The sequence below is a fragment of the Bacillus sp. NTK034 genome (genome assembly GCF_017303275.1).
GTDB lineage: Bacteria > Bacillota > Bacilli > Bacillales > Cytobacillaceae > Cytobacillus.
In genome coordinates this window covers 148,518-172,856 of sequence record NZ_JAFKOJ010000006.1, presented here as the reverse complement: position 1 = coordinate 172,856, position 24,339 = coordinate 148,518, and the positions used below count along the sequence as shown (strand labels likewise).

Sequence of the window (24,339 nt, the reverse complement as noted above, 5' to 3'; positions counted from 1 at the left end):
AAACTTCAAAAAACCGGCCATGGGATATCCAGGCCGGTTTGTATTTATTACGGTTTTAAGATGACTTTAATGCAGTCATCTTCATGGTCATTAAAAATTTTATACGCACGATCTGCTTCTTCGAGAGGAATCTGATGAGTGATGATTGACTTCGGATCGAATTCCTTATTCGTTATTTTTTCAAATAGCTCAGGCATGTAGTGCACCACAGGGGCCTGGCCCATTTTAATGGTGATGTTTCTCGAGAAAAATTCCTCGAGCGGGAACATATTATAAGTCAGCCCGTACACACCGGTCAGCTGGACAGTACCAAATTTACGGACTGCTTTCGTCGCGATTTGGATCGGGCCAAGCGTTCCGCCCTGGAGCTTAAGCTTCTGTTCTATTTTCTCTACAGCGGATTTCTTCCCGTCCATGCCGACGCAATCAATGACGACATCAGCTCCGCCCTGGGTGATTTCCTTTATATATGCTCCCATGTCATCATATTTCGTAAAGTCATAGACTTCCACATCATTGGTAAGCTTGGCGTGATTGAGGCGGTAATCGAGATGATCTACTGCAATTACCCGTTTAGCTCCTTTCATCCAGGCAAATTTCTGAGTCATTAACCCGATGGGACCGCAGCCGAGGACGACGACCGTGTCTCCCGCTTTAATGCCTGAATGTTCCACGCTCCAATAGGCTGTCGGCAGAACGTCCGATAAAAAGAGCAGTGATTCATCCTCCAGCTCGCACGACTCCGGTATAACAAATGGCATGAAATTGCCAAACGGCACCTTGAGAAACTCTGCCTGACCGCCCGGATGGTTTCCGTATTTCTCAGTATAGCCAAAATAGCCGCCTGAATCATTATGCGGGTTCGAATTATCACATTGGCTTTCCATATTATGCTGACAATAGAAGCAATGCCCGCACGATACATTAAATGGTATGACCACCCTGTCGCCTTTCTTTACCCTTGTCACATCAGGACCTGTCTCCTCAATGATTCCCATGGGTTCATGCCCGATAACATAGCCGGGCCGCAATGGCATATTCCCCTGATATAAATGAAGGTCCGATCCGCAAATGGCAGTTGAGGTGATCCGGACAATGACATCATCCCGCTTTTCAATTTTGGGATCCTCCACATTTTTTACTTGAATATCTTTCGCTCCCTGGTAGGTTACTGCTCTCATATTCTTCACACTCCCTTATCGACTTTATAGACTTTTACCCTCCTTATTGCATGATTAACTTCACAATATGAAATATTTACCTATTACTGAAAGAATATTATTATGCAAGTGAGGATGCCTGTCTGGGGTTTTTTGATAGAAATGATAAATTTAAGCAAATATAGGCCCAAAGTAATGTTTTATTATTCTGAATTTTATAAATATAATAGAGTTACAGCTCTTCAGCTGTGACCATACATATTCTGAGAGGAGATTTTGAATGAAGAAAAAAAGAGTCATTGGGTCAGCAATACTAAGTGCAGCAATGGGACTATCCGTATTTGCGTCAGGGGCATTCGGTCAGCAGGTTGAGAGCAATGAAACCTATCGGGTCGTCATTCAGGGCCCAAGTGCAGAAAAAGCAAAGGCAAAATCGAACTATGGAGTACGATGGGATTTTGGACAGAATGGTTTTACTACTACAGTAAATGCTAAACAGTATCAGGCACTTTTAAAAAATAAAAACTTAAAGATTGATAGAGTTGAAGAAGTTAAGAACTCACCTGTGACCGCAGCGAAACCTGGATCGGGGGCTGCATCAGCTCCGGCAGATGGTACACCTTGGGGAATTGAGGCCATTTACAATGACAGCTCCATCCAAAGCACTTCAGGCGGAAACGGGGTAAAAGTTGCCGTTCTGGACACAGGAGTAAATACAGCACATGCTGATCTCGCCGGGCAAGCTGAACAGTGCAAGGACTTTACACAAAGAAAGTCCCCTTTAATTGACGGAAGCTGCGGGGACAAGAACGGACACGGCACACATGTTGCGGGTACTGTGCTGGCTCATGGCGGCGAGAACGGACAAGGTGTTTACGGAGTAGCGCCAGACGCAGATCTTTGGGCATATAAGGTGTTAAACGACAGAGGATCAGGGTATTCTGATGACATCGCAGGAGCTATTAAGCATGCGGCCGATGAAGCGGTCCGCACAGGATCTAAAGTGGTCATTTCCATGTCATTAGGTTCAAGCTCTAAGAGCACATTGATTGCGGATGCAGTTGATTACGCCTACAGCAAAGGTGTCCTCGTAGTTGCTGCTGCCGGAAACGATGGTCCTGCCGATAATACGATTGGCTATCCCGGCGCATTAGTGAATGCTGTTGCAGTGGCCGCTCTGGAAAATGTTCAGCAAAATGGTTCATACCGTGTTGCCGATTTTTCATCAAGGGGCAACCCTGCAACTGATGGAGACTACCTCATCCAGGAGCGTGATGTCGAGGTGTCTGCACCAGGCAGAGCGATTGAATCCACATGGTATGATGGCAGCTACAGCACAATCAGCGGCACATCCATGGCTACTCCTCATGTATCCGGATTGGCTGCTAAGATCTGGGCCCAGAATCCATCAATGTCCCATGCACAGCTTCGCACCGAGCTTCAGAACCGCGCCAAGCAAAATGATATTCTTGGCGGAACGGGAGCTGCCGCTGGTGACGATTATGCATCAGGCTTTGGCTTCCCGCGAGTAAAGTAAGTGAATAATAGAAAAGCTTGGACATTGCGGTCCAAGCTTTTTTTGTTCTGATTTAAATTAAAGTTACTGCAAGAGAGCCTGCCTTTTCTGCTTTCGGTTATAAATGATTTTGGACAGGCTCACACTCGCCTCGTACAGCAGCAGAAGAGGCAATGTGACCAATATATCTGAAATAAAATCAGGGGGTGTAACCAAAATCGCAACCACAATCAGCACGAAATATGCATACTTCCTAATCTTCTGCAGTGAATAAGGATTGAGGATGCCAAGACTGGTCAGGAACATAATCACAACCGGAAGCTCAAACAGGAAGCCGAATGGCAGTGTTAAATGCAGCACGAATCGAAAGTATTTTTCCGTTGTAAAAAAGGCGGTGAACATATCTCCTGATAAGGTCATTAAAAAATTCAGAACCAGCGGCAAAAGGATGAAATATCCGAATGCTATACCGGTAATGAACAGGAAAAATAACGCGGGAATATAGGATAAGGCCACCTTTTTCTCCATTCCGGTAAGTGCCGGGCTGACGAACAGCCAGATTTGATGGGCAGCAACCGGGATGGCGGCTGCAATGGCGACAACAGACGCAAGCATGAAATAGACCCATAAAATCTCAGAGGGTCCGAGAACAGCCAATTTAAAGTCCAGATCCCTAACCAGCCACTGGTAAATGTCGCTGACAAAAATAAAGGATAGTGCCAGGAACGCTATAAAGACAGCAGCTATAATCATCAGCCTCTTCCGGAGCTCTTCAAAATGCTGGAGAACATTTACTGCCTCATTATTCATATTAATCACCTCAATATAAAAGGAAGGAAGATATCCCTCCCTTCCCTATTCATTCTTATAGCAATTCTTTTTTCTTTTCTTCCGGCTGTTCGTCGGAAACAAGTTCGCGTGTGGATTTCTTGAATTCTTTCAGGGTTGTGCCGAATGCCCTTCCGATTTCAGGAAGCTTGGATGGGCCGAAAATGATCAGCGCCAGCACTAGAACAATTATCAATCCTGGTATCCCGATATTTGATAGCATAGTAACCTCCTAGTATTTAAAGCCTGTAATCGCCACAACTCCCGGACGCGGCATAGTATCTCCCTTGCGGTGCGGCCATTTGCTTGTCAGATTGTTCAGGTCTTCCGTCTCTTCTCCAGGATGCTGAATGGACAGGAAGAGGGTTGTCTCGTTTGGTGTAAAGGATGGGCCAGTTAGTTCCGCTTCAACTGGAGCTGAAGCAAACTGAAAGGCTTCACCGGTATTTTTTCCGATCGTCGGGATGACGAACATGCCATTGTTGGCGAAATGCGTGTAGATTCCTGTATTCAGCTTGCTTGATGACATATCTGTTACAGTCCAAAGATTGCCAAGGCTGTCGAAAGTCAGATTATCAGGTGCACTAAATCCGCTCTGTTTTCCGCCGGCTGCGAAGATTTCAAAATCAAAAGTCAGTGCCCCCAGGTCATCTCCTTCTTCGATAAATCTGGTAATATGGCCGTGGAAGTTGCCATGTTTATCATTGTTGGTGTGGGCAATGAATACCGTTTTATCGAACGGGCTGATTTCTACATCTTCTGGACGGTCAGTAGGCGTTCCGCCCACAAGCAGAGCTGCTTCATGGCAGTGAACAGCCACATCAGCCTGTGTCTGGAATTTCTTTAAAAGGTCTGCATCCCCCTTAACGGCTTTCTGCACATTTTCGATCGTTAATGGCACCCAATTTCCGCTGCCCATATTAGCCACATAAAGTGTCCCTTCTTCCAGAAGGTCTGCGTTGGCTTTTCCGCGGGACTTTACATATTTATTTTTGCTGATGAACTTATACACGCATGCATCCTTTTTATCATCACCCATATATACCACAACCCGATTGTCATTGGTCAGGCCAACTGCTGCATTTTCATGGTTGAAACGGCCAAGGGCTGTGTGCTTGCGCGGCTTAAAATTAGGATCAAACGGATCGATTTCCACAATCCAGCCATAATGTGTATCATTTAATCCTGCATCCTTAGAGGTAGATTCGAAATTTTCCTCAGCTGATAAAACTGTGCCCCACAATGTCATGCCGCCAGAACAATTGGCAAAGGTCCCCTGTACATTCGTTGCACCGCCCACTGCTTTTGAACCTTTGGCAGGACCTGTAAGCTGGAACGGAGTCAAGCCTGTAATACGGCGCGCATATTTGGAATCCGTATCCATTTTCCATGTACCTTCTTTATCACGGTAGACCTCGATTATCGATCCGCCCTGGTTGTAAAGCATTTTCTGAATTTGCGCTGCGGTATATTTGCCATTTGCCGGCCTTGCACCATGAACAAATAGATCGCTTGAATATTCATGATTCACCCATAAGAGACCGCGCTTGTCCTTATCAATTGGAAAATATAATGTAAAGTCATTGTTAAAGCCGAATGTATCGCCTTTTTTGTTAATGACATCCCCATAGGCTGCCACAACATCGTATTTGTATCCACGCGGCAAAACAAGATCGTCTTTATCTGTCGGGTCAATCGGCTTAAAATTCAAACCAGAGATTTTCTTCTGGAATCCGAATAAATGGGAGGCTGCCTCAACACCCTTAGCTTCCGCTCTTGGAACCATTGCCCCCAAACCTGTCGAAGCTACAGTCAATGCTCCCACACCTGTACCTACATACGTTAAAAACTTGCGGCGATTCAATTCAGTCATCCTAAGCACCTCTTCATATTATTTGAAATGATTGCATCGTATTTATGTACCAAACCCAAGTACAATACTAAAAGATGAATATTAAGAGAATGCTAAGAAATAACCTGAAAATTGTAAAAGTAGATTTAAAAATTGTAAAAAAAAATGCCCGGCATCAGCCGGACAACTATTATCTTTCTATTAAGATACTTTTTCTTCCTGAGGCTTGTATTCCTCTTCCCAATACTCAGCATTTTTAATGCCAAGCTTCTTGGAATTGAATACTGGGTCAAGACCTTGTTTCTTCTGGGCCTCGTAATCTTTCAGTGCAATCAGAGCCGGTTTTCTTAAGATAACGATGGCAATTAAATTCAGCCAAACCATTAGTCCCAAGCCAACATCTCCGAGTGCCCACGCCAGGCCTGCTGTTTTAACAGCACCATAGAATGTTGCAGCAAGCAAGACAATTTTCAGAATAAACATCGCCAGCTTGCTGTTCTTGCCGCTAATCAGGTAAGCTACGTTTGTTTCAGCCATATAGTAGTAGGCCATGATGGTTGTGAAAGCAAAGAAGAAAAGAGAAACAGCAACGAATCCGGCACCGAAGCCTGGAAGAACAGATTCAACAGCTGCCTGTGTATAACCAGGACCAGCTTCCACTCCTGGAAGGTTTTCTACAATTGGAGTCTTTCCATCAGCGCCGACTGTATTGAACATTCCAGTAAATAGAATCATGAAAGCTGTTGCGGAACATACGAATAGCGTATCAATATATACAGAGAATGCCTGCACAAGACCTTGCTTGGCAGGATGGGAAACCTCAGCAGCTGCAGCAGCATGCGGGCCTGTACCCTGACCAGCTTCGTTTGAATAAATTCCGCGTTTTACACCCCAGGCGATTGCGCTTCCGATAATTCCCCCAAACATGGAGTCTGCGCCAAAGGCACTGCTGAAAATTAACGAAATTACACCAGGCAGCTCACCAATGTTCATGGCAATAATAATTAAAGCGACTAAAATATAACCCACTGCCATAAAAGGAACCGTATATTGAGCTACAGTTGCAATACGCTTAACACCGCCGAAAATAATCAGTGCAAGTAACCCGATAATTATAAGACCTGTTACTGTTTTATCTATCCCGAATGCATTTTCCATTCCAAGTGCAATTGAGTTTGACTGGATGCCAGGCATTAAAAGCGCCATAGCCAGCAATGCAGAAATAGCGAAAAGGACTGCAAACCATTTAATTCCGATTCCCTTTTCAATATAATAGGCCGGACCGCCTCGGTAAAGCCCATCTTTTTTCACTTTGTAAATCTGTGCCAGCGTTGATTCAACGAATGCACTGCCTGCTCCGATAAAAGCGATGGCCCACATCCAGAATACAGCACCAGGTCCACCCATTGCGATGGCAGTCGCAGTACCTGCGATGTTACCAGTTCCTACACGGCCGGAAAGAGCAATAGATAAGGCCTGGAAAGACGAAACGCCCGCTGCGGAACTTTTCCCTTGAAACATGAGCAGTACCATATCCTTGATATGGCGGACCTGCAAAAATCGAGTTAAGACTGAGAAGAACAACCCTATTGCTAAACAGATGTAAATAACAGGTGTGCTCCATAATATGCCGTTTAGCTGATTAACAAAAGCTTCCAAATAACTTCCCCCTTTTTCATATATATTCTGAATCTTTTTCCTATTAGGAATTATAGAATAAATACTGTTATAAGACAATGTTTTTTTCACGGACTCTGGTAAAAATGTCATAGAAATTTTGGCATTTCCCTTAAAAAAACCCGTTTTTATCATAGTTTACAGGATATATAAAGATTAGAGTAATAGCACATAACCCTTCCTCTTTTTTGAAATTTTTAGTATTATATATTTAGGGAAACGAAATGTTGACCGGAAAGAAGTGTTTCAAACATGATAAAACAGACGAAAAGAAATTTAATGATCATGTGGTTTGCCAATTTCTTTGTGGCAGGCAGCATGACGATGGTGCTTCCCTTTATTTCGTTATATATAGAAAGTTTTGGCGACCACTCTCCAACTTATGTGCAGCATTGGTCAGGGTGGACGTTTGCGATCACATTTGTGACTGCGTTTCTTTTTTCACCTGTGTGGGGAAGAATCGGGGACCTTTTTGGGCGAAGGAAAATATTGATTCTGTCCGGAATCGGGATGGGCATTTCCATCTTCCTGATGGGGTACGTGACAAACGTCTGGCAGCTGTTTTTTCTCAGGCTGTTTACGGGAATTTTTACAGGCTTCATCGGAATGTCCCAGGCGTTTATTTCCACGCAGACTCCGAAGGAAATTGCCGGCAGGGTGATGGGGACACTGCAGACCGGAAGCATTACAGGTTCATTGATGGGCCCTCTTCTCGGCGGAGTCCTCGCTGATTTATTCGGATTTTCAGATACCTTTAAATGGACCTCCATCGCCATCTTTGTTTCTGCCTTTCTTGTTTTTTTTACAAAAGAACACAAAGTTCAAACAAAAAAGGGCGAGCAGACAAGGTATTCAAGCAAGGCAGTCATCCAGCATATTATCAGCAATCCTGTCCTGCTGACAGTTATGCTGATATCAACGCTTGTTCAAATCGCCCACTTCAGCATCCAGCCTATATTATCTTTATATGTCAGTGAATTGCATGGACCGGAAAATCTGGCATTCTTTGCGGGAATTGCTTTTTCGGCTGCAGGGCTTGGCAATCTGCTGATGGCCAGGCAATGGGGAAAAATCGGAGACCAGCACGGCTATATTAAAACATTGGTTATTCTCCTCTTCCTCGCAGGCGTGTTTTATCTGCCGGGAGGATTTGTCTCAAACATGTGGCAGCTTGTTCTTGTCCGCTTCGCGCTTGGAATAACCATCGGAGGCATCATCCCTGTCCGGATCGCTTATATCCGCCAGGAAGCACCGGTCGCCATGCAAGGTGAAGTGCTTGGCTACAACACTAGCCTCCGCTTTTTCGGCAACATCATCGGACCGGTCATCGGCGGTTTGATCTCAGGCTATCTGGGTTTTTCTGCAGTGTTCGTTGTCACAAGCTTACTCCTCATCCTGAGCGGGCTGATTCTGCTCGGAGCGATGAACCGCCATCCCAAGCTTGCGAAGGATTCTTATTAGTAACTGGAAAAGCTGCCTTAAAAAGGCAGCTTTTCATTATTCTTTAAAATGGCATACGCCAAGCTTATTGCCGTCAGGATCTTCAAACTCAAACCACTTTACCGTTTCATCCGCCTGGATTGGACCGGTTTTCACCTTTTGTCCTGCCAGATGCTGATGTGCTTCATCAATATCGGAAACATAAAAGTTAAATGGCATATGAGAGGAAGGAATTACTTTTTCAGAACGCACAAGGGTTAATGGCGTTTCTCCGATTTCCAGGGCTGCATACCCTCCCTTGTCATCCCTCCACCTTACCGGGAAACCAAGCACTGTACTGTACCATTCAATGGCTTTTCCAAAATTAGTAACCTGCAGAAAGACTGTATCGATTCTTGTAAACATTTGAGCCTCCATAAAAAGGATTTTATATGGAGTTTATTCAACATCTTCTTACAAAAACCTTCTGAGAAAATTAAAAAGCCAGCGTTTCCGCCGACTTTAATCTATTTTTTCGCTGCGTTGCTTGCGATATGGACAGCATCCCATACACCTGCAAAAGGCGGGGCATAACAGAGATCCACCATGCCAAGTTCTTCTGCTGCCATATGATTGTGAATGGCAACGGCAAATACGTCAATTCGGAGAACCACCCCTTTATTGCCGATGGCGTGGGCTCCGAGGATTCGATTTGTTCCTTTTTCGCAGATCAGCTTGATCCAAATAGGAGTCTGATTCGGGTAGTAGCTTGGATGGTCTGCGGCTTTCACGAATTCAGTTGTATAGCCAATGCCAAGCATTTTTGCATCCTCCTCGGAAAGTCCCGTTCTTCCAAGCTCCATATTAAAAATTTTAATCGCGGCGCTTCCCAGAGTTCCTACATATTTTTCATGGCTGCCGGCTATATTGGCCCCAGCCAGCCGGCCGCATTTATTCGCGTTTGTTCCAAGCGGAATATAATCATTTTCTTCAAGCACTTTGTGATAAACCTGAGCGCAGTCACCCGCTGCATAAACACCTTCAATATTGGTCTGCATTTCACGGTTAATGATGATGGCTCCATTTTTAGCCAGCTCTATACCCGATCCTTCCAGAAACTTCGTAGCAGGCTTTACACCTACAGCAACTAGCACTAAATCTGCTTTATAAGTACCTTTATCCGTTTTGACACTCTCCACTTTCCCTTTGCCGCTGAAGCTTTCTACCTTTTCTCCCAGGTTCATTTCTACACCGTGATCACGAATTTCTTTTTCAGCGATATCTGTTATTTCCTTATCGAAAGGAGCCAGGATTCTCTCGCCCATTTCAATGACACGCACATTTTTGCCGAGGGTTTTCATCGCTTCAACCACTTCGATTCCAATATAGCCTCCGCCGACAATGACAACATCTTTCACTTCTGATTTGCAGGAAATTTCTTTTAATATCATCCCATCTTCCATTGTTTTCAGCACTTGTACGTTCTCAAGATCGGCTCCAGGAAATGGGGGCAAAATGGGAAACGTGCCTGTTCCGATCATCAGCTTATCGTATGTATCCGTAAACATTTTTCCTGATGCAAGGTCTTTAACTGTTACTTCCTTCTTGCTTGTATCCACTTTTAATACTTCATGCTGAAGATGTGTTTTGATGTTCCTCTCAGAAAATTGCTCCTGTGTTCTTGCGATCATTTTCCGGTAATCGTCATTTTCTCCAGATATATAATAAGGAAGACCGCAGGCACCGTAAGATAAAAATTTGCCTTTTTCATAGACGGTAATTTCAGCATTTTCATCCATTCTCCTTAATTTCGATGCGGCAGACATACTTGCAGCCACCCCGCCAATGACCAGCAGTTTCATCGGAATCTCTCCTCGCGTTTCAATAAGGTATTCAAGATAGGTTTCGTTAAAAGTTTAAAATTATACAACATTGCTATACCCTTATAGCTATCCCATTTTGGCTATTTTAAAACGTTTTTCAGGACTTCTTCCGTTACCTTTCGCACAATGCTTTCGATCATTTCTTCCGGCAGGCCGGGGGCTGTCCGGATTTTCTTCTCACTGCCTGGAACCGGTATTCCACCTGTTTTAATGCCCATATTCTCTCGGATTGAGATCAGCTCTGCAATTTGTTCTGTGCTTAGTTCGTTTGACTTTTGCATGATGTGTTCGGAATACAGCAGCATGAGTGCATAGTGTTCCAGTGATTCCATACGAAAATAGGCCTCTGTGATGTCCCTGCCCCAGGTTAGGGCTCCATGGTTAGCAAGAAGAACGGCATTGTAACCCCTGCAGTAAGGGGCAATTGAATCAGGCACTTCCTGTGTGCCCGGAGTGGCATACGGGGCAACCGGCACTTTGCCCAGCAGGACTATCGCTTCCGGTGATACAGGTTTTTCCAGGCTGATTCCGGCTATGGCAAACGAAGTGGCGACAGGCGGATGGGCATGGACAACTGCCTTTGCTTCAGGGTTTTCCTGATACACTCTGAGGTGCATTTTTACTTCGGATGATGGCTTCAGATTGCCTTCAAGCACATTTCCAGAAAGATCCACTTTGACCATCATTTCAGGGGTCATAAACCCTTTGCTTACACTGGTTGGTGTTGTCCAGAGTTCATAGTCCCCCACCTTAATGGAGATATTTCCGTCGTTTGCTGCAACGAAGTTCTTATTGTACGCTCTTCTGCCGATTTCGCAGATCAGTTCCTTTGCTTCCCAATCGCTTACATATTTATTTTGAACAGCCATGGCTGTCAGCTCCCTTCCTAAACACATTCACTCCTTATTGTATATTCAAAAACAATTTGAATCAGCAATTTTTATAAGTTTTCTTCTTTCGCTAAAATATGATCATTTCCGCGGAAATATTATGTAATTCGCGGTCATTCATTCTATAAAAAAACCGCCGATCAGAGGATCGGACGGTTCTTCGGGGGTATGATGATGCTTGCTTATTTCACACGAGGATATCCAAAGCCTGATGCATAATCGTCACCAGCTGCTGCTCCGTATCCGCCTTTAATGTCATATTGCTTAGCACGGTTTTGAAGCTCTGCGCGAAGCTGAGTATGACTCATGGATGGACTGGATGACCAAATTTTTGCTGCAAGGCCGGCTACATGAGGTGTAGCCATGGATGTTCCGCTAATCGTGTTATAGCCTCCGTTATACCAAGTAGACTCGATGCTTGCTCCCGGTGCAGACACTTCCACGTCTTTTTCCTGAATGACATAGTCACCGTCAGTGCTAGGGTTTCCGCGGGACGAGAAGTTGGCTACACGGTATGTACCGTTTTGCTGAACGTTTTCAAGGGCTGCAACCGCAATCGCATTCTTTAATGCTCCAGGATAGCCGATTGTATTAGCGCTGTAGCCGGAATTTCCTGCTGCGGCAACAACAAGGACACCTTTGCTGTAGGCATAATCAACCGCACTGCTGATTAGAGAATCTTTACCGCTTGAACCAAGTGACATATTGATGACCACTTTTGATCCTGTACGGGATGCTTCGTCTGCAACATGGCGGATTGCTGCTGCAATATCATCTGAGTAGCCTGAGCCATTATCGCCAAGCACCTTGTATGCCCATAATTTCGCCTGTGGAGCTACTCCATAAATTCCCTGTCCATCATATCCCCCATGTGCCAAAACGGTCCCGGCTACATGTGTGCCATGTCCCTGACGATCAGTGCATGAGCCATTTACAATCGGGCTGGATTGAGTGAAATCCTTACATTGCTCTGCTGAGCCTTCCAGGTCGATATGACTTGTATAAACACCTGTATCAAGAACAGCAACCTTTATTCCGCTTCCGCCTGACGTACTCGTAATGCTGCTGTTATTATAGATGGAAGCAATTCCCCATGGTGTCTGATCACTAGGATATCCTGCTGCCTGAATAGAAACAGAATCTTTCTTGGACGCTTCCGTTCTGGCAGTATCAAGAGTAACTTCGTTTACCTTTTCAATCTTTAAGTTCTTATTTTTCAGCAGTGCCTGGTATTGCTTTGCATTGACTTCCGCTGTCATGCCATCGCTGCCAAAATCCCAGCGTTTGTCCACCTGTGAATTCAGAGATGCTTTGGCGTTTGACGGCCCCTGGATTAATACCCGATAGGTTTCGTTTTGAGACTCTGGCTCTTTTGCAAATGCCCCCGCTGTGAAAACTGATAAACCCATAGTCATACTTAGAAGTGCTGCTCCTAATGCCCTTTTTTTCTTCATCCTTTTTCTCCTCTCGAATCTATATTTTTTCCTGTCGTTTCTTGTTGTAATTAAAGTATATTTAAAATATTCAGACTCTAACAATATGCTAAATTATTTAATTATCAGACTTTGGAATCAGGCCCAGAAACATAGCTTCAAAAAAAGTAACAGGGATTTAGACGGGTTTACAATTGGTTTTTACTCTCTGCGCATTGGTTACTTCATAAATTTTCCATAATTAAAAGTATTACCCCAAATTAAATAGTACATTTGATTGATGAAAAGAGTTAAATTACACTCTTTCTTTATCGGAATCAGGGATATTTTCCTAGTTGAACGCTTTAAAGATATGAAGAATAGAAGCAAAAGCATGAAAATGCCTCCTGACCACTGGGCCAGGAGGCTATATTATTTCTATTTAAACATTTTAGACAGACTTTCAGTGAACGGCGCATAAGCTATGCCATTCTCCGTGATAATGCCTGTGATCAGTTCATGATCTGTTACATCGAATGCTGGATTATAGGTTTGCACACCCTCTGGCGCCATCCGCTTTTCGTACCATTTAGACGTAATCTCTTCTGAATCTCTTAATTCAATATGAATATCGTCCCCTGTCTGGCATGCGAGATCGACTGTTGACAGCGGGGCACAAACATAGAATGGTATTTTATAATGTTTTGCAAGAATCGCAACGCCTGATGTTCCAATCTTATTGGCTGCATCCCCATTGGCTGCAACACGGTCACAGCCGACAAGTACCGCTTGAACCTTGCCTTCTTTCATGACGATGCTGGCCATATTATCGCAGATCAGCGTAACATCGACCCCTGCTTCTTCGAGCTCCCATGCAGTCAGGCGGGCCCCCTGCAGAAGCGGACGGGTTTCATCGGCATATACTTTAAAATCATAGCCCTTTTCCTGCCCTAAATAAATCGGAGCAAGAGCTGTCCCATATTTAGCGGTCGCAATCGTACCGGCATTGCAGTGTGTCAGAATGCCCCATCCAGGCTCAAGAACGGAAAGCGCGTGCTGTCCGATCGACTCGCACACTTTTTCATCCTCAGCGCGGATTTTTTCTGCTTCCACTTTCAGGGCTTGCTTTATATCAGCTGCTGCTTTGCCTTCTTCCTTCTGAAAACAGGCTTCCATGCGGTCGAGCGCCCAAAACAGATTAACCGCAGTTGGCCGCGATGACGCCAGGAATTCCTTCGCCTTTTTAAAATCCTGATAAAGTTCTTCATAGCTCACTGCCGCTGATTGCTTTGTGCCCAAATAGACACCGTAAGCCGCGGCTATTCCAATAGCAGGTGCACCTCGGACCTTTAAATGATAGATTGCATCCCAAATATCCTTTAACTCTTTCAAATGCAAAAAGTTCTTTTCATTCGGCAGAACTGTTTGATCTAATAGAATAAGCGTGTCGGTTTCATCATCCAATCTGACAGACTGGATGACATCCACTGGTTTCCCCATCATGCTGCCTCCTTTAGAATCTTTTTTCACAGTCTTTTAGCACACTCACAAAATCCGCTCCTGTTTTAAAAGATTCCCTATCCATAATAAACATTTTACCGGCTGCCAGACAAATTTTTTCCGCTGCAGCTCTGCTGCTGTAATCTTCAATGGAGGTGACATCCTTTACAGATGCCAGCCCGATAATTCTCCTGCACAGTTCAAGTCCGGCTGCAGCTGCTGTGTCACGCAGAACTGTATCCAGATAATATTCTTTAAATCCCTCATAGCGCGCTGTTTGCTCAGTTGCTTTCGCATCCCATGCCTGTAAAAATTTCGTTTTGAACAAGTCGATAATATCTTCCATTGTATTTTCGAGATATTCCAGCTGAACCTGTCTTTCTTCACCATCAGCCATTGTATATTTCGCGTTCACATAGGCGAAAATCAAGTTGGCGATCACATTGCCTACATCGTAGCCGGCTGGGCCGGAGAAGGCGAATTCGGGATCAATGATTTTAGTAGAATCTTCTTTGACAAAAATCGAGCCTGTGTGCAGATCGCCATGCAGCAGGGACTGGGCATGGGTCATAAACTCGAATTTAAGCTTTGCAGTTTCAAGCTGAAGCTTTGAATCTTCCCAAATTTCCCTTCTGGCAAATTCCCTGATACCTTCAAACACTTCATTTCTAGGACAGTCGTAAAACGGTTCTGTGAAGACGAGATCCTCTGAAATTTCGCACAATTCCGGGTTGATGAATTTTTGGACCAGCTCTTTCTTTTCCTTGTGCCCCATTACGACATCGGAAGTAAGCAATAGGGTATTTACCAGGAATGTCGAGATATGGTCAGCAAACAGCGGAAACTTTTTATGCTGCATTAAGGCTGTTCTCATAATGGTGTAATCAGACAGATCCTCCATCGCGGTACAGTTCATTATAGGATCGTAGCTAAACACTCTAGGCACGAAACCTGAAGCTAATTTGTTCTGCAGATCCAGAATTTCGTATTCAATGCGGTTACGGTCAGGAGAAAGCTTAAATTCATCTGAGATTCTGGCAACCGGTCCAGCCTGCTTGATGATCAGTGACTTATTGTGTTTATGGTCAGTCAGCTTGAATACATAGTTTAAATTGCCATCGCCAATTTCCCTGCAATCCAAATCAGCATCTGGAGCAAAATAATTCAGTCTGGTTTTGGCATATTCAATGGCTTCCTGTTCAGTCATTGTAAAATAAGCGGATGTGAAAACAGTCATGCAAAAAGCCTCCAATACGAATCTTTTTGATAGTCTCTATGATTTTGTGAATTTAATATATTTGAAAATATCTAAATACTATCATGTGATTGGGGGTTCGACAATATTTTTTTATATAAAAAGAAGCCGCTTTATGAGCAGCTTCAATCATTTCATTTATTTAATGCTTCTAATCGCCTGGAGGACGTTCGAATAGACTTCAAGGGATGATAAATCAATGCCAAGTGTAACGGCTTTCTTTGCCAAATCGGGTCTGACACCTGTGGCAATTGTGTTGACACCGATCAGAAGGAGGATATTCCGGATATCAAAAATATGCTTGGCGATTTCAATATCTATATTCACCGTGCCGGAAAAATCGATAATTAAGGTTTCGATTCCCAGCTGGCTTACCCGCGGAACTGTTTTCTCAATGATGATCTGTGCTCTGTCATAGTCAATATTCCCGATCAATGGAAGGATTGCAATACTGTCCTGAATCGGTACGATGGTTGCCGAAAGCTCATTTACCTGGGATTGAGTCTCCTTTAATTGTTCCTCGGAGTGGCGCTCAAAAGCGAATACGGTTTCATTAATGCTGATGTCGAGTATGTAGTTTACTTTTTTCACAATAGAAATAACTTCATCCGCTGTTAGCTCAAACTCTTTCCCTATATTGCGCAATCTATCGGTAAAAACGAGGCGAGTGTCCGGATATCTGGTGACTATATCGGAAATTTTTCCTCCCATGGAGGCAGCCCGTTCGCCGTTTCCTTTGCTCCATTCGACCAATCCTTCAGGAACCCGGTCTTCAATGTTCGCAATCATGGTTCCCAGATATTTTATAAACTCAACATACATCGAAACGGCCGCATCAAATTCCTGTCTGGGAATTTCGAAACCAAACCGGTTTACAATTTCTGCAACAATCTCTTCGGATAAAACCTCCGCATTTTGAGTAAGATACGCTGAAACATTTTGAATTGGCTCCATATGTGTGTATATCCCCTCTCTTATATGTTGCTTCGATTATATCCTACTATATCTTCAAAATGACAGAATGGGAAATAAATAGGAGGAAATCCTTAAGAGGAAAAGTCATTACGTATGATTTTAAAGGCATCCTCATACTCTTCTTCCCTTATATCGCTGATAAGCAGGGATTCAAACTTTTTGTAAAGCTCCCGGATATTGGGATCGCTGTTGATCAGAGGCAGTTTGTTTTGATAGTCTTCTTCCGACTCAAAAAAACTGATTTCTGTCCACTTTGTCTCATCTTTTATGTTTTTTAACATTTTGGTCTGAACATCGATGTAATTCCGGTAGATTTGACCAGCTTTCCGCTGGATCACCATCAGTTCCTGTTCGTTTTCCGGGCGGATATGATATTGATAGAGTTTTATGTACATGGCAGCTCCTTTGGTTGCTGTCGTTAGGGGCGAAAATTGGGATGTTATGAGCGATTTTTGTATTTATGGGCGAAATTCCTATTTTATGAGCGATTTTTTTGTGTTTATGAGCGAAATCCCCATTTTATAAGCGAATCCGGGTTTTGAGAGACATTCAGAAAAAAGCGATTCTCAGCCCGCAGCAGTTTTTCAATCTCCCAGTTTTTTGTAGAAGCCCAATGCTTCTATTAAAAACTCAATATCATACCCTGTCTTTTCATGAATCCGGGCTGCCCATTCTTCAATAGTATCCGCAGGTGCGTCATGATACAGGCCTTCTGTAGTACTGAGAAAGCTTTTCCAATTATAAAATTCCCAGTGGGCGGTTTCGTTTTTATAGGGAATCCGCTGTTCCAGCAATGCCTTTGGATAAATAGTGTGTTGAGACCGTTCAGCTGCTTTCAGGAAACTGTTCATGTCTGCTGTATCCGTATCATAACTCTGCCGCGATATTTTTCCGTTCGGGCGGTGATAGGCAATTTCCAGCTGTCCGTCTTCAAATGAGACCTGAACATCTGCCGCCGGAAAAAATCCGCTTACTTTTTCCGGCGTAAAGTCTCTTGCCTCTGGATCAATCAATATGGGCTGCAGCCATTGATCACCCAGATCGCATAGATAGCGGCGCCCCTCTTCATCCACTGCCACCACTGCCGCATGGGCAGAAGGCGTTTTCAATTCGTGGCCAACCGGATAGGCCTCGATTCCAGCCTCCTTAAATTCATGCAGGAGCCAGATCGCCAGGTCAAAACAGTTTCCGGTAATACCATATTGGGCACGGTGCTCCTTCATTAAGGAAACATCCCGCTGCTTTTTAATTCCTGCTTTATCGTAAAACCATGCTTTTGTCAGGGTCTCCATCGGAAAACAGTCAAACCTTTTCCAAATCGACAATATTGAATGGGGTGCGTTCAACATGATCATCCTCTCATATCTATACCTTTTTACTATTCTTTTTCGATTGTAAAATTCCTCTTCCTTTTGTTTGAACTGTGATGTATGATAGAGTATTTTCAGAAGAACGCATTTAAAGGAGGCTTCATATGGCCAAGTACAGAGGATACATAGGGACATACACAAAGGGTGAAAGTGAAGGGATTTATACATTTATTCTGGATACAGAAGCAGGCAAAATTTCCGATGTGAAATCGGCAGCGAAATTGAGTAATCCCACTTATTTAACGATCAGCCGGAATAATCAATTTTTATTCTCGGTAGCCAAGGAAGGCGAATCCGGCGGAGTAGCTGCGTATCGCCTGGAAAGCAGCAGCGGTTCACTTGAGAAGATCAACAGCCAGGTGGCAGAAGGCTCTCCTCCTTGCCATGTCAGTGTGGATTCATCCGTACGTTATGTCTTCAGTGCAAACTACCATAAAGGGACGGTAGAGTCTTACTTAACAAATAAAGATGGCTCTCTAAACCCTGCAATTTCAGTTATTGAACATAGCGGATCCGGTCCTGACAGCAGGCAGGAAAAGCCGCATACTCATTATTCCGGACTTACTCCGGACGAAATGTATTTAATTGCAGTTGACCTGGGAACGGACCAGGTAATTACGTATGAAATGAATGAAGGGATTCTGAAGGAAAAAAGCACCCTGACTGTAAAGCCGGGAAGCGGTCCGAGACACCTTGTGTTCCATCCAAATCGAAAGTACGCTTATGTGATGACCGAGTTTAGCTCTGAGGTTCTTTTGCTTCAATATCATCAGGATGGAAGCTTAGTTCAAAAGCAGGCTATTTCCACTCTACCGGAAGGTTTTACGGAGAATAACCAGGGAAGTGCCATTCATATTTCTTCAGACGGGCGCTTCATTTATGCCGGCAACCGCGGGCACGACAGCATTGCTGTGTTCTCCGTCAATCAGGATAATGGCGAGCTTGCGTTTGTGGACCATACCTCCACAGAAGGAAACTGGCCGCGCGACTTTGTGCTTGATCCAACCGAAAAATTTGTGATTGGCTCCAACCAAAATTCGAGCAATATTGTTTTGTATTCCCGTGATGATAATACCGGGAAGCTTTCATTGCTTCAATCTGATGTTATGGTTCCGGATCCGGTTTGTGTGAAGTTTTTACACTCATAAGATAATGAAGAGAAAGAGCCTGTATGAGCGCTCTTTCTTTTTTATATTTTAAACTTCAACGCTTTTTCGTGAAGCTCCTGTGCCATGTCAGCAAGTACGCCTGTTGCGGAAGATACCTCTTCAATGGCAGCGCTCTGCTCTTCCGTTGCACTTGCAACCTCCTGAGTGTGCGATGCTGCCTGAACGGCATATTCATCTACCGCGTTAAAGGAGGTCGACAGCTGGCTGGTGCTGTGCTGAATCTTTTTAATTGAACCTGAAACAAGCTCCATTTGTCCATACGTTTCTTTTACAGCAGCGGAAATCTCCTCAAAAGAATTCCAGGCCTCACTAAAAAGAGTAATTCCTTCTTTTACAGTTCCTTCCCCTTTTGAAATAGACTCAACGGCGATTTTGGTTCGATCCTGGATATCAAGAATGAGAGATGAGATTTGTTTTGCTGATGTACTTGATTGTTCTGCGAGTTTTCGGACTTCATCAGCTACAACCGCAAATCCTTTTCCATGCTCTCCAGCCCTGGCAGCCTCGATTGCAGCATTAAGAGCAAGCAAGTTGGTCTGATCTGCAATCTGACTGATGATTGAAAGAATCTTTTCAATCTCTGCGGACTTTTCATCCAGCCTATGAATAATGCTTCCAGTCTCATCCGTGTTTTGGCTGATTATTTCCATCTGCTTTATGGCACGATTAACGATCAGCATGCCGTCTTCTGACTTTGCAGCAGTATATTCAGAAGCCTGGGCTACTTTTCCGGCCATAGAAGAAATTTCTCTGACATCTTCTGTAATTTGGCTGATATGTTCCCGGGATTCGACAACTTTTCCAACTTGCCCTTCAGTCCCTTCTGATACTTCCTGGATGGAACCGGCAATCTGGTCTGTGGCCTTCGCTGCTTCGTCAGCATTAGCATTCAGCTGTTCCGCAGAGGCTGCCACCTGCTGAGAGGTATCCATCACATTGGTAATTAACTCTTTTAAGTGCTCTGTCATTTCATTGTAGCTTGATACAAGCTTTCCGAGTTCATCCTTCTGGGAAGAATGGAGCTTCTCGCCAGAAAGGTCACCCTGTGCCAGTCTATACATGCCTGACTGTATTTTTCCAAGCCTTTTATTGAAATCTTTCATAAAGAAATAAACAATCAGCAGGCCTGCGAGCACAGATACAGCAGCAATGACTAATGACTTATTCAAAAAATCCGCCCTTATCAGCAGTGCAAGCTTATGCATATCAAAATCAAGTCCTGCCACTCCAGCGATATTCCCATCTTCGTCTTTAAAAGCTTTTGCTAATGTAATAGTGGATTTGCCGGTTCCTGTATCAATATAAGGCTCTGTCCAGACCATCTTCCCATCAGCCAGCTTGGCACTTAAATACCAGTCACGCTGCCTCGGATCAAACTTCCTTAGATCAACCTCAGCCGGCGGGATGTTAGAGAGATAAAATTCTCCCTCATCCTCTGTTGCAAAATATAGATTTAAGGTGTTCTCGTAATTTTCTGCCCTGCTGCTCAGATATGTTTCATAGAATAGGGTTTTCAATGGATCGTTGGCAGCAGGCATATTTGTAATTTCTTTTTCCATTGTATTTGGGAATGAGTATGTATCTGACTCCATTTCTTCCGATTCTGTCAAAGCTGTAAGGAATTGCTCATAATCTGCAAAAATGTTTTTAAAATCAGGATTGATTTCTTCCAATGAGTTCTTGGGGATGATAGCATATTCAAGTACTTGAGTCTGCTGATAGGATAAAAAACCGATGATCATAAGCGGAACTAATAAAAGAAGGATCATAATCAGGCTCATTTTAAATCTTAAAGTTTGATAAAATTTCATATTAGCCCTCCAAAAGTCGAAACATGTAGAATTTAAGTCTATTTTACCATCTCAAAAGATCTATAACAATTAATTTTTTGAACATTCTTAAAATTTTATTGCTATAATAAAAAACACCTCATTGCTGAGGTGTCTGTGTTTTAGCTGATATTAAAAGCAATCTTCCCCCATTGCTCCGCGTTTGCGATTTTATCAAAAGCCTGTTCGTATTGTTCCAGGTGAAATGCCTGATCCAATACCGGCCTGATTTGATGTTTTTCAATAAAATGGAGCATTTCATGGTATTCCTCTGCACTGCCCATTGTTGAGCCAAGCAGATTTTGCTGGGCATAAAAGAGGCTGCGGAGATTAAGTTCCAGCACATCGCCTGTGGAGGAGCCAAATGTAACGATGGTACCGCCATTGCGCAGGATTTCGATCGACTTATTGAATGTTGCCGGGCCAACTGATTCAATGACAAGATCCACTTTTTCCACGCCAAGAACTGCCGTCCAATCTTCACTGCTGTTCAGTGCTTTATCCGCACCGAGTTCAAGCGCTCTCTGACATTTTTCCTCCGAACGGGAAGCTGCGTAAACGGTTGCTCCCGCTGCTTTTGCGAATTGCATTAAAAAGGTGGCCACTCCTCCTCCAATACCGGGAATGAACACTTTCATTCCTGACTGAATCTTTCCTCTTGTGAACAAAGCCCTGTAGGCGGTTAGTGCTGCCAGGGATAGGACGCCCGCTTCCTCCCAGGTTAAATAGGACGGCTTGGGTGCAGCGTTTTCAGCCGGAATGGTAATATATTCGGCGAATGTGCCATGAAACGGCAAGCCGACAATTTCAAAGCCTGACGGCGGTGCATCACTCTTTTCCTTCCAGCCCAGCCCGGGATTGATGATGACTTCATCACCTGGCTTCACGTCTGTAACGCCGTTTCCGACTGCGTCTATGATTCCCGCTCCGTCTGACCCGATGACAAGCGCGGGATCCTCAGGCTTGTGGCGGTTCAGGACAAATAAATCACGATGGTTCAACCCTGCCGTTTTTAATTTCACTCTCACCTCCCCGGCACACGGCTCGGGCTTTTCCAGTTCACCATAAGATAATCCGGCACTTCCTGCTTTTCCTTCATGAATGATCGCTTTCATTTCCTCCACCTGCTTTTCTTTAAAAATTTCGTCTATTCTATCATATCTTGAAATGGACGGGAGAAAAAAGCGATCTGCCTAGTTCAGCTTTAGTTTCACAAATTTTCTTTTTCCTGCCTGAAGAACTAATCCGTCTGTGATTTTCACGAGCATCTGAACATTGCTGACTTTCTCACCGTTTAAACGGATGCCGCCATTGGCAATCATTTTTCTCGCTTCCGTTTTGGAGGAAAGCAGACCGAGGCCGGCAAGAAGGTCTGTTATGAGGACTTCACCTTCACCCTTCCATTCGGCTTCAGGTATGTCATCCGGCATGGCTCCCTTTTGGTAAATAGTTTTGAAGTGCAGTTCGGCTTTATCGGCTGCACCTGTGCCGTGGTACATGCGGACGATTGTTCTCCCTAAAAGCATTTTGGCGTCACGCGGGTGCAGAGCGCCGTTTTCAAGACCAGTTTCGATTTGCTGTTTTTCTTTTACTGGCAGATCTGTTGCGAGATTGAAGTATTTTGCGATCAGCTCATCCGGGATGGACATGGTTTTGCCATACATATTCTTGGGATCCTCATCCACACCAATGTAATTGTTTTTTGATTTAGACATTTTCTCTTTCCCATCCAGGCCTTCAAGGAGCGGCATCAGAATGACCACCTGCTTTTCTTTTTGGAAATGCTCCTGCAGCTGGCGTCCCATCAGGACATTAAAGTGCTGATCATTGCCCCCAAGCTCAATATCGCTTTCAAGAGCTACCGAGTCATAGCCCTGCATCAGCGGGTAGAAAAATTCATGAAGCGAGATTGGTTTTCCTGTGGCCAGGCGCTCTGAAAAATCGTTGCGTTCCAGAAGGCGGGCAACTGTTATGCTGGCAGACAGGCGGATAACGTCTTCGAGCTGGAGGTCCGTTAGCCATGCTGAATTGTAATGAAGATCAACTTTATCCATGTCCAGCACTTTGCTGAATTGCTCGAAGTATGTTTTGGCGTTATGCTTCACCTCTTCATCGGTAAGCTGGTTTCGGGCTGCCGATTTGCCTGTCGGGTCGCCAATTTTTCCGGTAAAATCGCCAATAATCAGCTGGATGATATGACCGTTGTCCTGGAACTGTTTTAATTTATTCAGCACAACCGTATGGCCAATATGGACATCCGGCGCAGAAGGATCTAGCCCAAGCTTAATTTTTAAAGGCTGATTTTGAAAAATGGATTTGGCTATTTTATTCTTTAGCTCCGCTTCTGGCAGAATCTCCTGGACGCCATTGCGGTAAACCTCCAGCTGCCTCTCTGTTTCGAGTGTTTGCTTGGCTGTTAATTTTTCAAAAAAATTCTCCATGATCCCCATCCTTTCCGTTATTGAAATACAAAAAACCACGCCCCTAAAGAAAGGGACGTGGCTAACGCGGTACCACCCTTATTGAAGATTGCTCTTCCACTCAGCGGATTAACGGTCCGTGCCGTTCCCTGCTACTTTGTTCACAGAGAAAGTTCAAGAAGGTAATTCACTGTTATCTTTGTGCTGATTTTCACCAGGCATCAGCTCTCTAAAACAGGGAGATAAACAGCTACTTGTTTCTGTCATTACTTTAAAATTTGAAATTTTTTTCATTTTAGCGGAATGGAGGGAATTGTTCAAGTGTTTTTTAGTGAGAACAATAAATGAAGTTTAGAGGTGCTTTAACCTTAATACTAGATAAAAACCAGGAACATGCAATGTCCCTGGTCCATGGTTATTTGGTTAAGATAATCGGTCCTTCTTTTGTGATGACAACGGTATGTTCACATTGGGCGACATGACTTTTGCTAGGTGTAACGAATGTCCAGCCGTCGCTCATTTCCCTTACTTCTTCATCTCCGCTTGAGATAAAAGGCTCGAAGGCGACAACCATGCCTTCTTTTAGCAGCTGTTTATCCCATGGATCAAAGTAGTTCAGGATATGGTCCGGCTTTTCATGAAGGGAGCGGCCGACACCGTGTCCAGTCAGATTCATGATAACGTTGAATCCATTGTTTTTGGCAACTTTATGAACTGTCTTTCCGACAAGGCTCAGCTTGCCGCCCGGCTTTAATTTTTTCAGTCCTTCATCGAATGCTTCCTGAGCCGCATCACATAATTTTTGCAGCTTCTCGTCTTCACCAACAACAAATGATAGGCCTGTGTCTGCGAAGTAGCCATCCTTTGATCCTGAAACATCAATATTTACAAGATCGCCTTCATTAATCACTCGGCTTCCCGGAATGCCATGAGCCACTTCTTCATTCACGCTTATGCATGTGAAGCCTGGAAAATCGTATTCTCCTTTAGGGCCTGAAATCGCTCCATGCTTTTCAAAAAGCTCCCCGGCTAAGTCATCAAGCTCCTTGGTTGTTACGCCAGGCTTTGTTTTTTCAATCATCGCATCGCGAATCTCGGCGACAATTCTGCCGATTTCCTTCAGTTTAGCTAATTCTTCCTCATTTTTTACGATCATACAGAATCCTGCCTTTTCTTTAGTTGTT

Annotated in this window: 21 protein-coding genes and 1 other annotated feature; of the genes, 3 read left to right on the top strand and 18 right to left on the bottom strand. The window is 44.1% G+C overall.

Features of this window, described 5'->3' with window-relative positions; all coding sequences use genetic code 11:
* Window positions 1–47: 47 nt before the first annotated feature.
* On the bottom strand, window positions 48–1,181 hold the full coding sequence (locus tag JI665_RS17735; RefSeq protein ID WP_206841812.1) for a zinc-dependent alcohol dehydrogenase: 1,134 nt from the start codon (window positions 1,179–1,181) through the stop codon (window positions 48–50).
* Between the two features lie 259 nt (window positions 1,182–1,440).
* On the opposite strand from JI665_RS17735, the gene JI665_RS17730 reads away from it, so the two are divergent.
* On the top strand, window positions 1,441–2,697 hold the full coding sequence (locus JI665_RS17730) for a S8 family peptidase (RefSeq protein ID WP_206841809.1): 1,257 nt from the start codon (window positions 1,441–1,443) through the stop codon (window positions 2,695–2,697).
* A 63-nt stretch (window positions 2,698–2,760) separates the two neighbouring features.
* Here the strand turns inward: JI665_RS17730 and tatC are convergent, their stop codons facing one another.
* The 4 genes from tatC to JI665_RS17710 form a co-directional block, all read right to left on the bottom strand.
* Window positions 2,761–3,486, bottom strand: a complete 726-nt coding sequence (tatC, locus tag JI665_RS17725; protein WP_197204899.1) for a twin-arginine translocase subunit TatC — start codon at window positions 3,484–3,486, stop codon at window positions 2,761–2,763.
* Between the two features lie 55 nt (window positions 3,487–3,541).
* The gene (locus JI665_RS17720) at window positions 3,542–3,727 is read right to left on the bottom strand and encodes a twin-arginine translocase TatA/TatE family subunit (protein WP_009335004.1); all 186 of its coding nucleotides are present in this window, start codon (window positions 3,725–3,727) and stop codon (window positions 3,542–3,544) included.
* Between the two features lie 9 nt (window positions 3,728–3,736).
* Window positions 3,737–5,377, bottom strand: a complete 1,641-nt coding sequence (locus JI665_RS17715; protein ID WP_206841806.1) for a PhoX family protein — start codon at window positions 5,375–5,377, stop codon at window positions 3,737–3,739.
* 180 nt (window positions 5,378–5,557) lie between these two features.
* Entirely contained in the window at window positions 5,558–7,015 is a 1,458-nt protein-coding gene (locus JI665_RS17710) for an alanine/glycine:cation symporter family protein (protein WP_206841803.1), read from the bottom strand.
* 270 nt (window positions 7,016–7,285) lie between these two features.
* Here JI665_RS17710 and JI665_RS17705 point away from each other — a divergent pair, with 270 nt between their 5' ends.
* Complete coding sequence (locus JI665_RS17705; RefSeq protein ID WP_206841801.1) at window positions 7,286–8,494, top strand: MFS transporter; 1,209 nt, start codon at window positions 7,286–7,288, stop codon at window positions 8,492–8,494.
* 36 nt (window positions 8,495–8,530) lie between these two features.
* On the opposite strand, the gene JI665_RS17700 is transcribed toward JI665_RS17705, so the two are convergent.
* The 9 genes from JI665_RS17700 to JI665_RS17660 all read right to left on the bottom strand — a co-directional run bounded on the left by JI665_RS17700 (window position 8,531) and on the right by JI665_RS17660 (window position 17,716).
* Window positions 8,531–8,878 (bottom strand): VOC family protein, encoded by a 348-nt coding sequence (locus tag JI665_RS17700; RefSeq protein WP_244671243.1) that lies wholly within the window; start codon window positions 8,876–8,878, stop codon window positions 8,531–8,533.
* A gap of 101 nt (window positions 8,879–8,979) precedes the next feature.
* Window positions 8,980–10,314, bottom strand: a complete 1,335-nt coding sequence (locus JI665_RS17695) for a CoA-disulfide reductase (protein WP_206841777.1) — start codon at window positions 10,312–10,314, stop codon at window positions 8,980–8,982.
* A gap of 101 nt (window positions 10,315–10,415) precedes the next feature.
* Window positions 10,416–11,204: a class II aldolase/adducin family protein gene (locus JI665_RS17690; protein ID WP_206841761.1), complete on the bottom strand. Its 789-nt coding sequence runs from the start codon at window positions 11,202–11,204 to the stop codon at window positions 10,416–10,418.
* Window positions 11,205–11,407: 203 nt separating this feature from the next.
* A complete protein-coding gene (locus JI665_RS17685) occupies window positions 11,408–12,679 on the bottom strand; it encodes a S8 family peptidase (RefSeq protein ID WP_206841758.1) in 1,272 nt (423 codons plus the stop codon).
* Between the two features lie 396 nt (window positions 12,680–13,075).
* Window positions 13,076–14,137, bottom strand: a complete 1,062-nt coding sequence (mtnA, locus tag JI665_RS17680; protein ID WP_206842642.1) for an S-methyl-5-thioribose-1-phosphate isomerase — start codon at window positions 14,135–14,137, stop codon at window positions 13,076–13,078.
* Between the two features lie 13 nt (window positions 14,138–14,150).
* Complete coding sequence (mtnK, locus tag JI665_RS17675) at window positions 14,151–15,374, bottom strand: S-methyl-5-thioribose kinase (protein ID WP_206841754.1); 1,224 nt, start codon at window positions 15,372–15,374, stop codon at window positions 14,151–14,153.
* Between the two features lie 156 nt (window positions 15,375–15,530).
* Window positions 15,531–16,346 carry an STAS domain-containing protein gene (locus JI665_RS17670; protein ID WP_206841750.1) on the bottom strand — a complete coding sequence of 272 codons (816 nt, stop codon included), beginning with the start codon at window positions 16,344–16,346 and terminating at the stop codon, window positions 15,531–15,533.
* Between the two features lie 92 nt (window positions 16,347–16,438).
* Complete coding sequence (locus JI665_RS17665) at window positions 16,439–16,762, bottom strand: hypothetical protein (RefSeq protein ID WP_206841747.1); 324 nt, start codon at window positions 16,760–16,762, stop codon at window positions 16,439–16,441.
* Window positions 16,763–16,951: 189 nt separating this feature from the next.
* On the bottom strand, window positions 16,952–17,716 hold the full coding sequence (locus JI665_RS17660; RefSeq protein ID WP_206841744.1) for a hypothetical protein: 765 nt from the start codon (window positions 17,714–17,716) through the stop codon (window positions 16,952–16,954).
* Between the two features lie 125 nt (window positions 17,717–17,841).
* Here JI665_RS17660 and JI665_RS17655 point away from each other — a divergent pair, with 125 nt between their 5' ends.
* Window positions 17,842–18,885: a lactonase family protein gene (locus tag JI665_RS17655; protein ID WP_206841741.1), complete on the top strand. Its 1,044-nt coding sequence runs from the start codon at window positions 17,842–17,844 to the stop codon at window positions 18,883–18,885.
* Window positions 18,886–18,926: 41 nt separating this feature from the next.
* Here JI665_RS17655 and JI665_RS17650 read toward each other — a convergent pair whose 3' ends face one another.
* The 4 genes from JI665_RS17650 to map form a co-directional block, all read right to left on the bottom strand.
* Complete coding sequence (locus tag JI665_RS17650; RefSeq protein WP_206841736.1) at window positions 18,927–20,717, bottom strand: methyl-accepting chemotaxis protein; 1,791 nt, start codon at window positions 20,715–20,717, stop codon at window positions 18,927–18,929.
* 140 nt (window positions 20,718–20,857) lie between these two features.
* Complete coding sequence (locus JI665_RS17645; RefSeq protein ID WP_206841734.1) at window positions 20,858–21,850, bottom strand: zinc-binding dehydrogenase; 993 nt, start codon at window positions 21,848–21,850, stop codon at window positions 20,858–20,860.
* A 78-nt stretch (window positions 21,851–21,928) separates the two neighbouring features.
* Window positions 21,929–23,176 (bottom strand): tyrosine--tRNA ligase, encoded by a 1,248-nt coding sequence (tyrS, locus tag JI665_RS17640; protein WP_206841731.1) that lies wholly within the window; start codon window positions 23,174–23,176, stop codon window positions 21,929–21,931.
* Between the two features lie 48 nt (window positions 23,177–23,224).
* Window positions 23,225–23,431, bottom strand: a binding site (T-box leader).
* A gap of 139 nt (window positions 23,432–23,570) precedes the next feature.
* Window positions 23,571–24,311: a type I methionyl aminopeptidase gene (map, locus tag JI665_RS17635; RefSeq protein WP_206841727.1), complete on the bottom strand. Its 741-nt coding sequence runs from the start codon at window positions 24,309–24,311 to the stop codon at window positions 23,571–23,573.
* Window positions 24,312–24,339 lie beyond the last annotated feature (28 nt).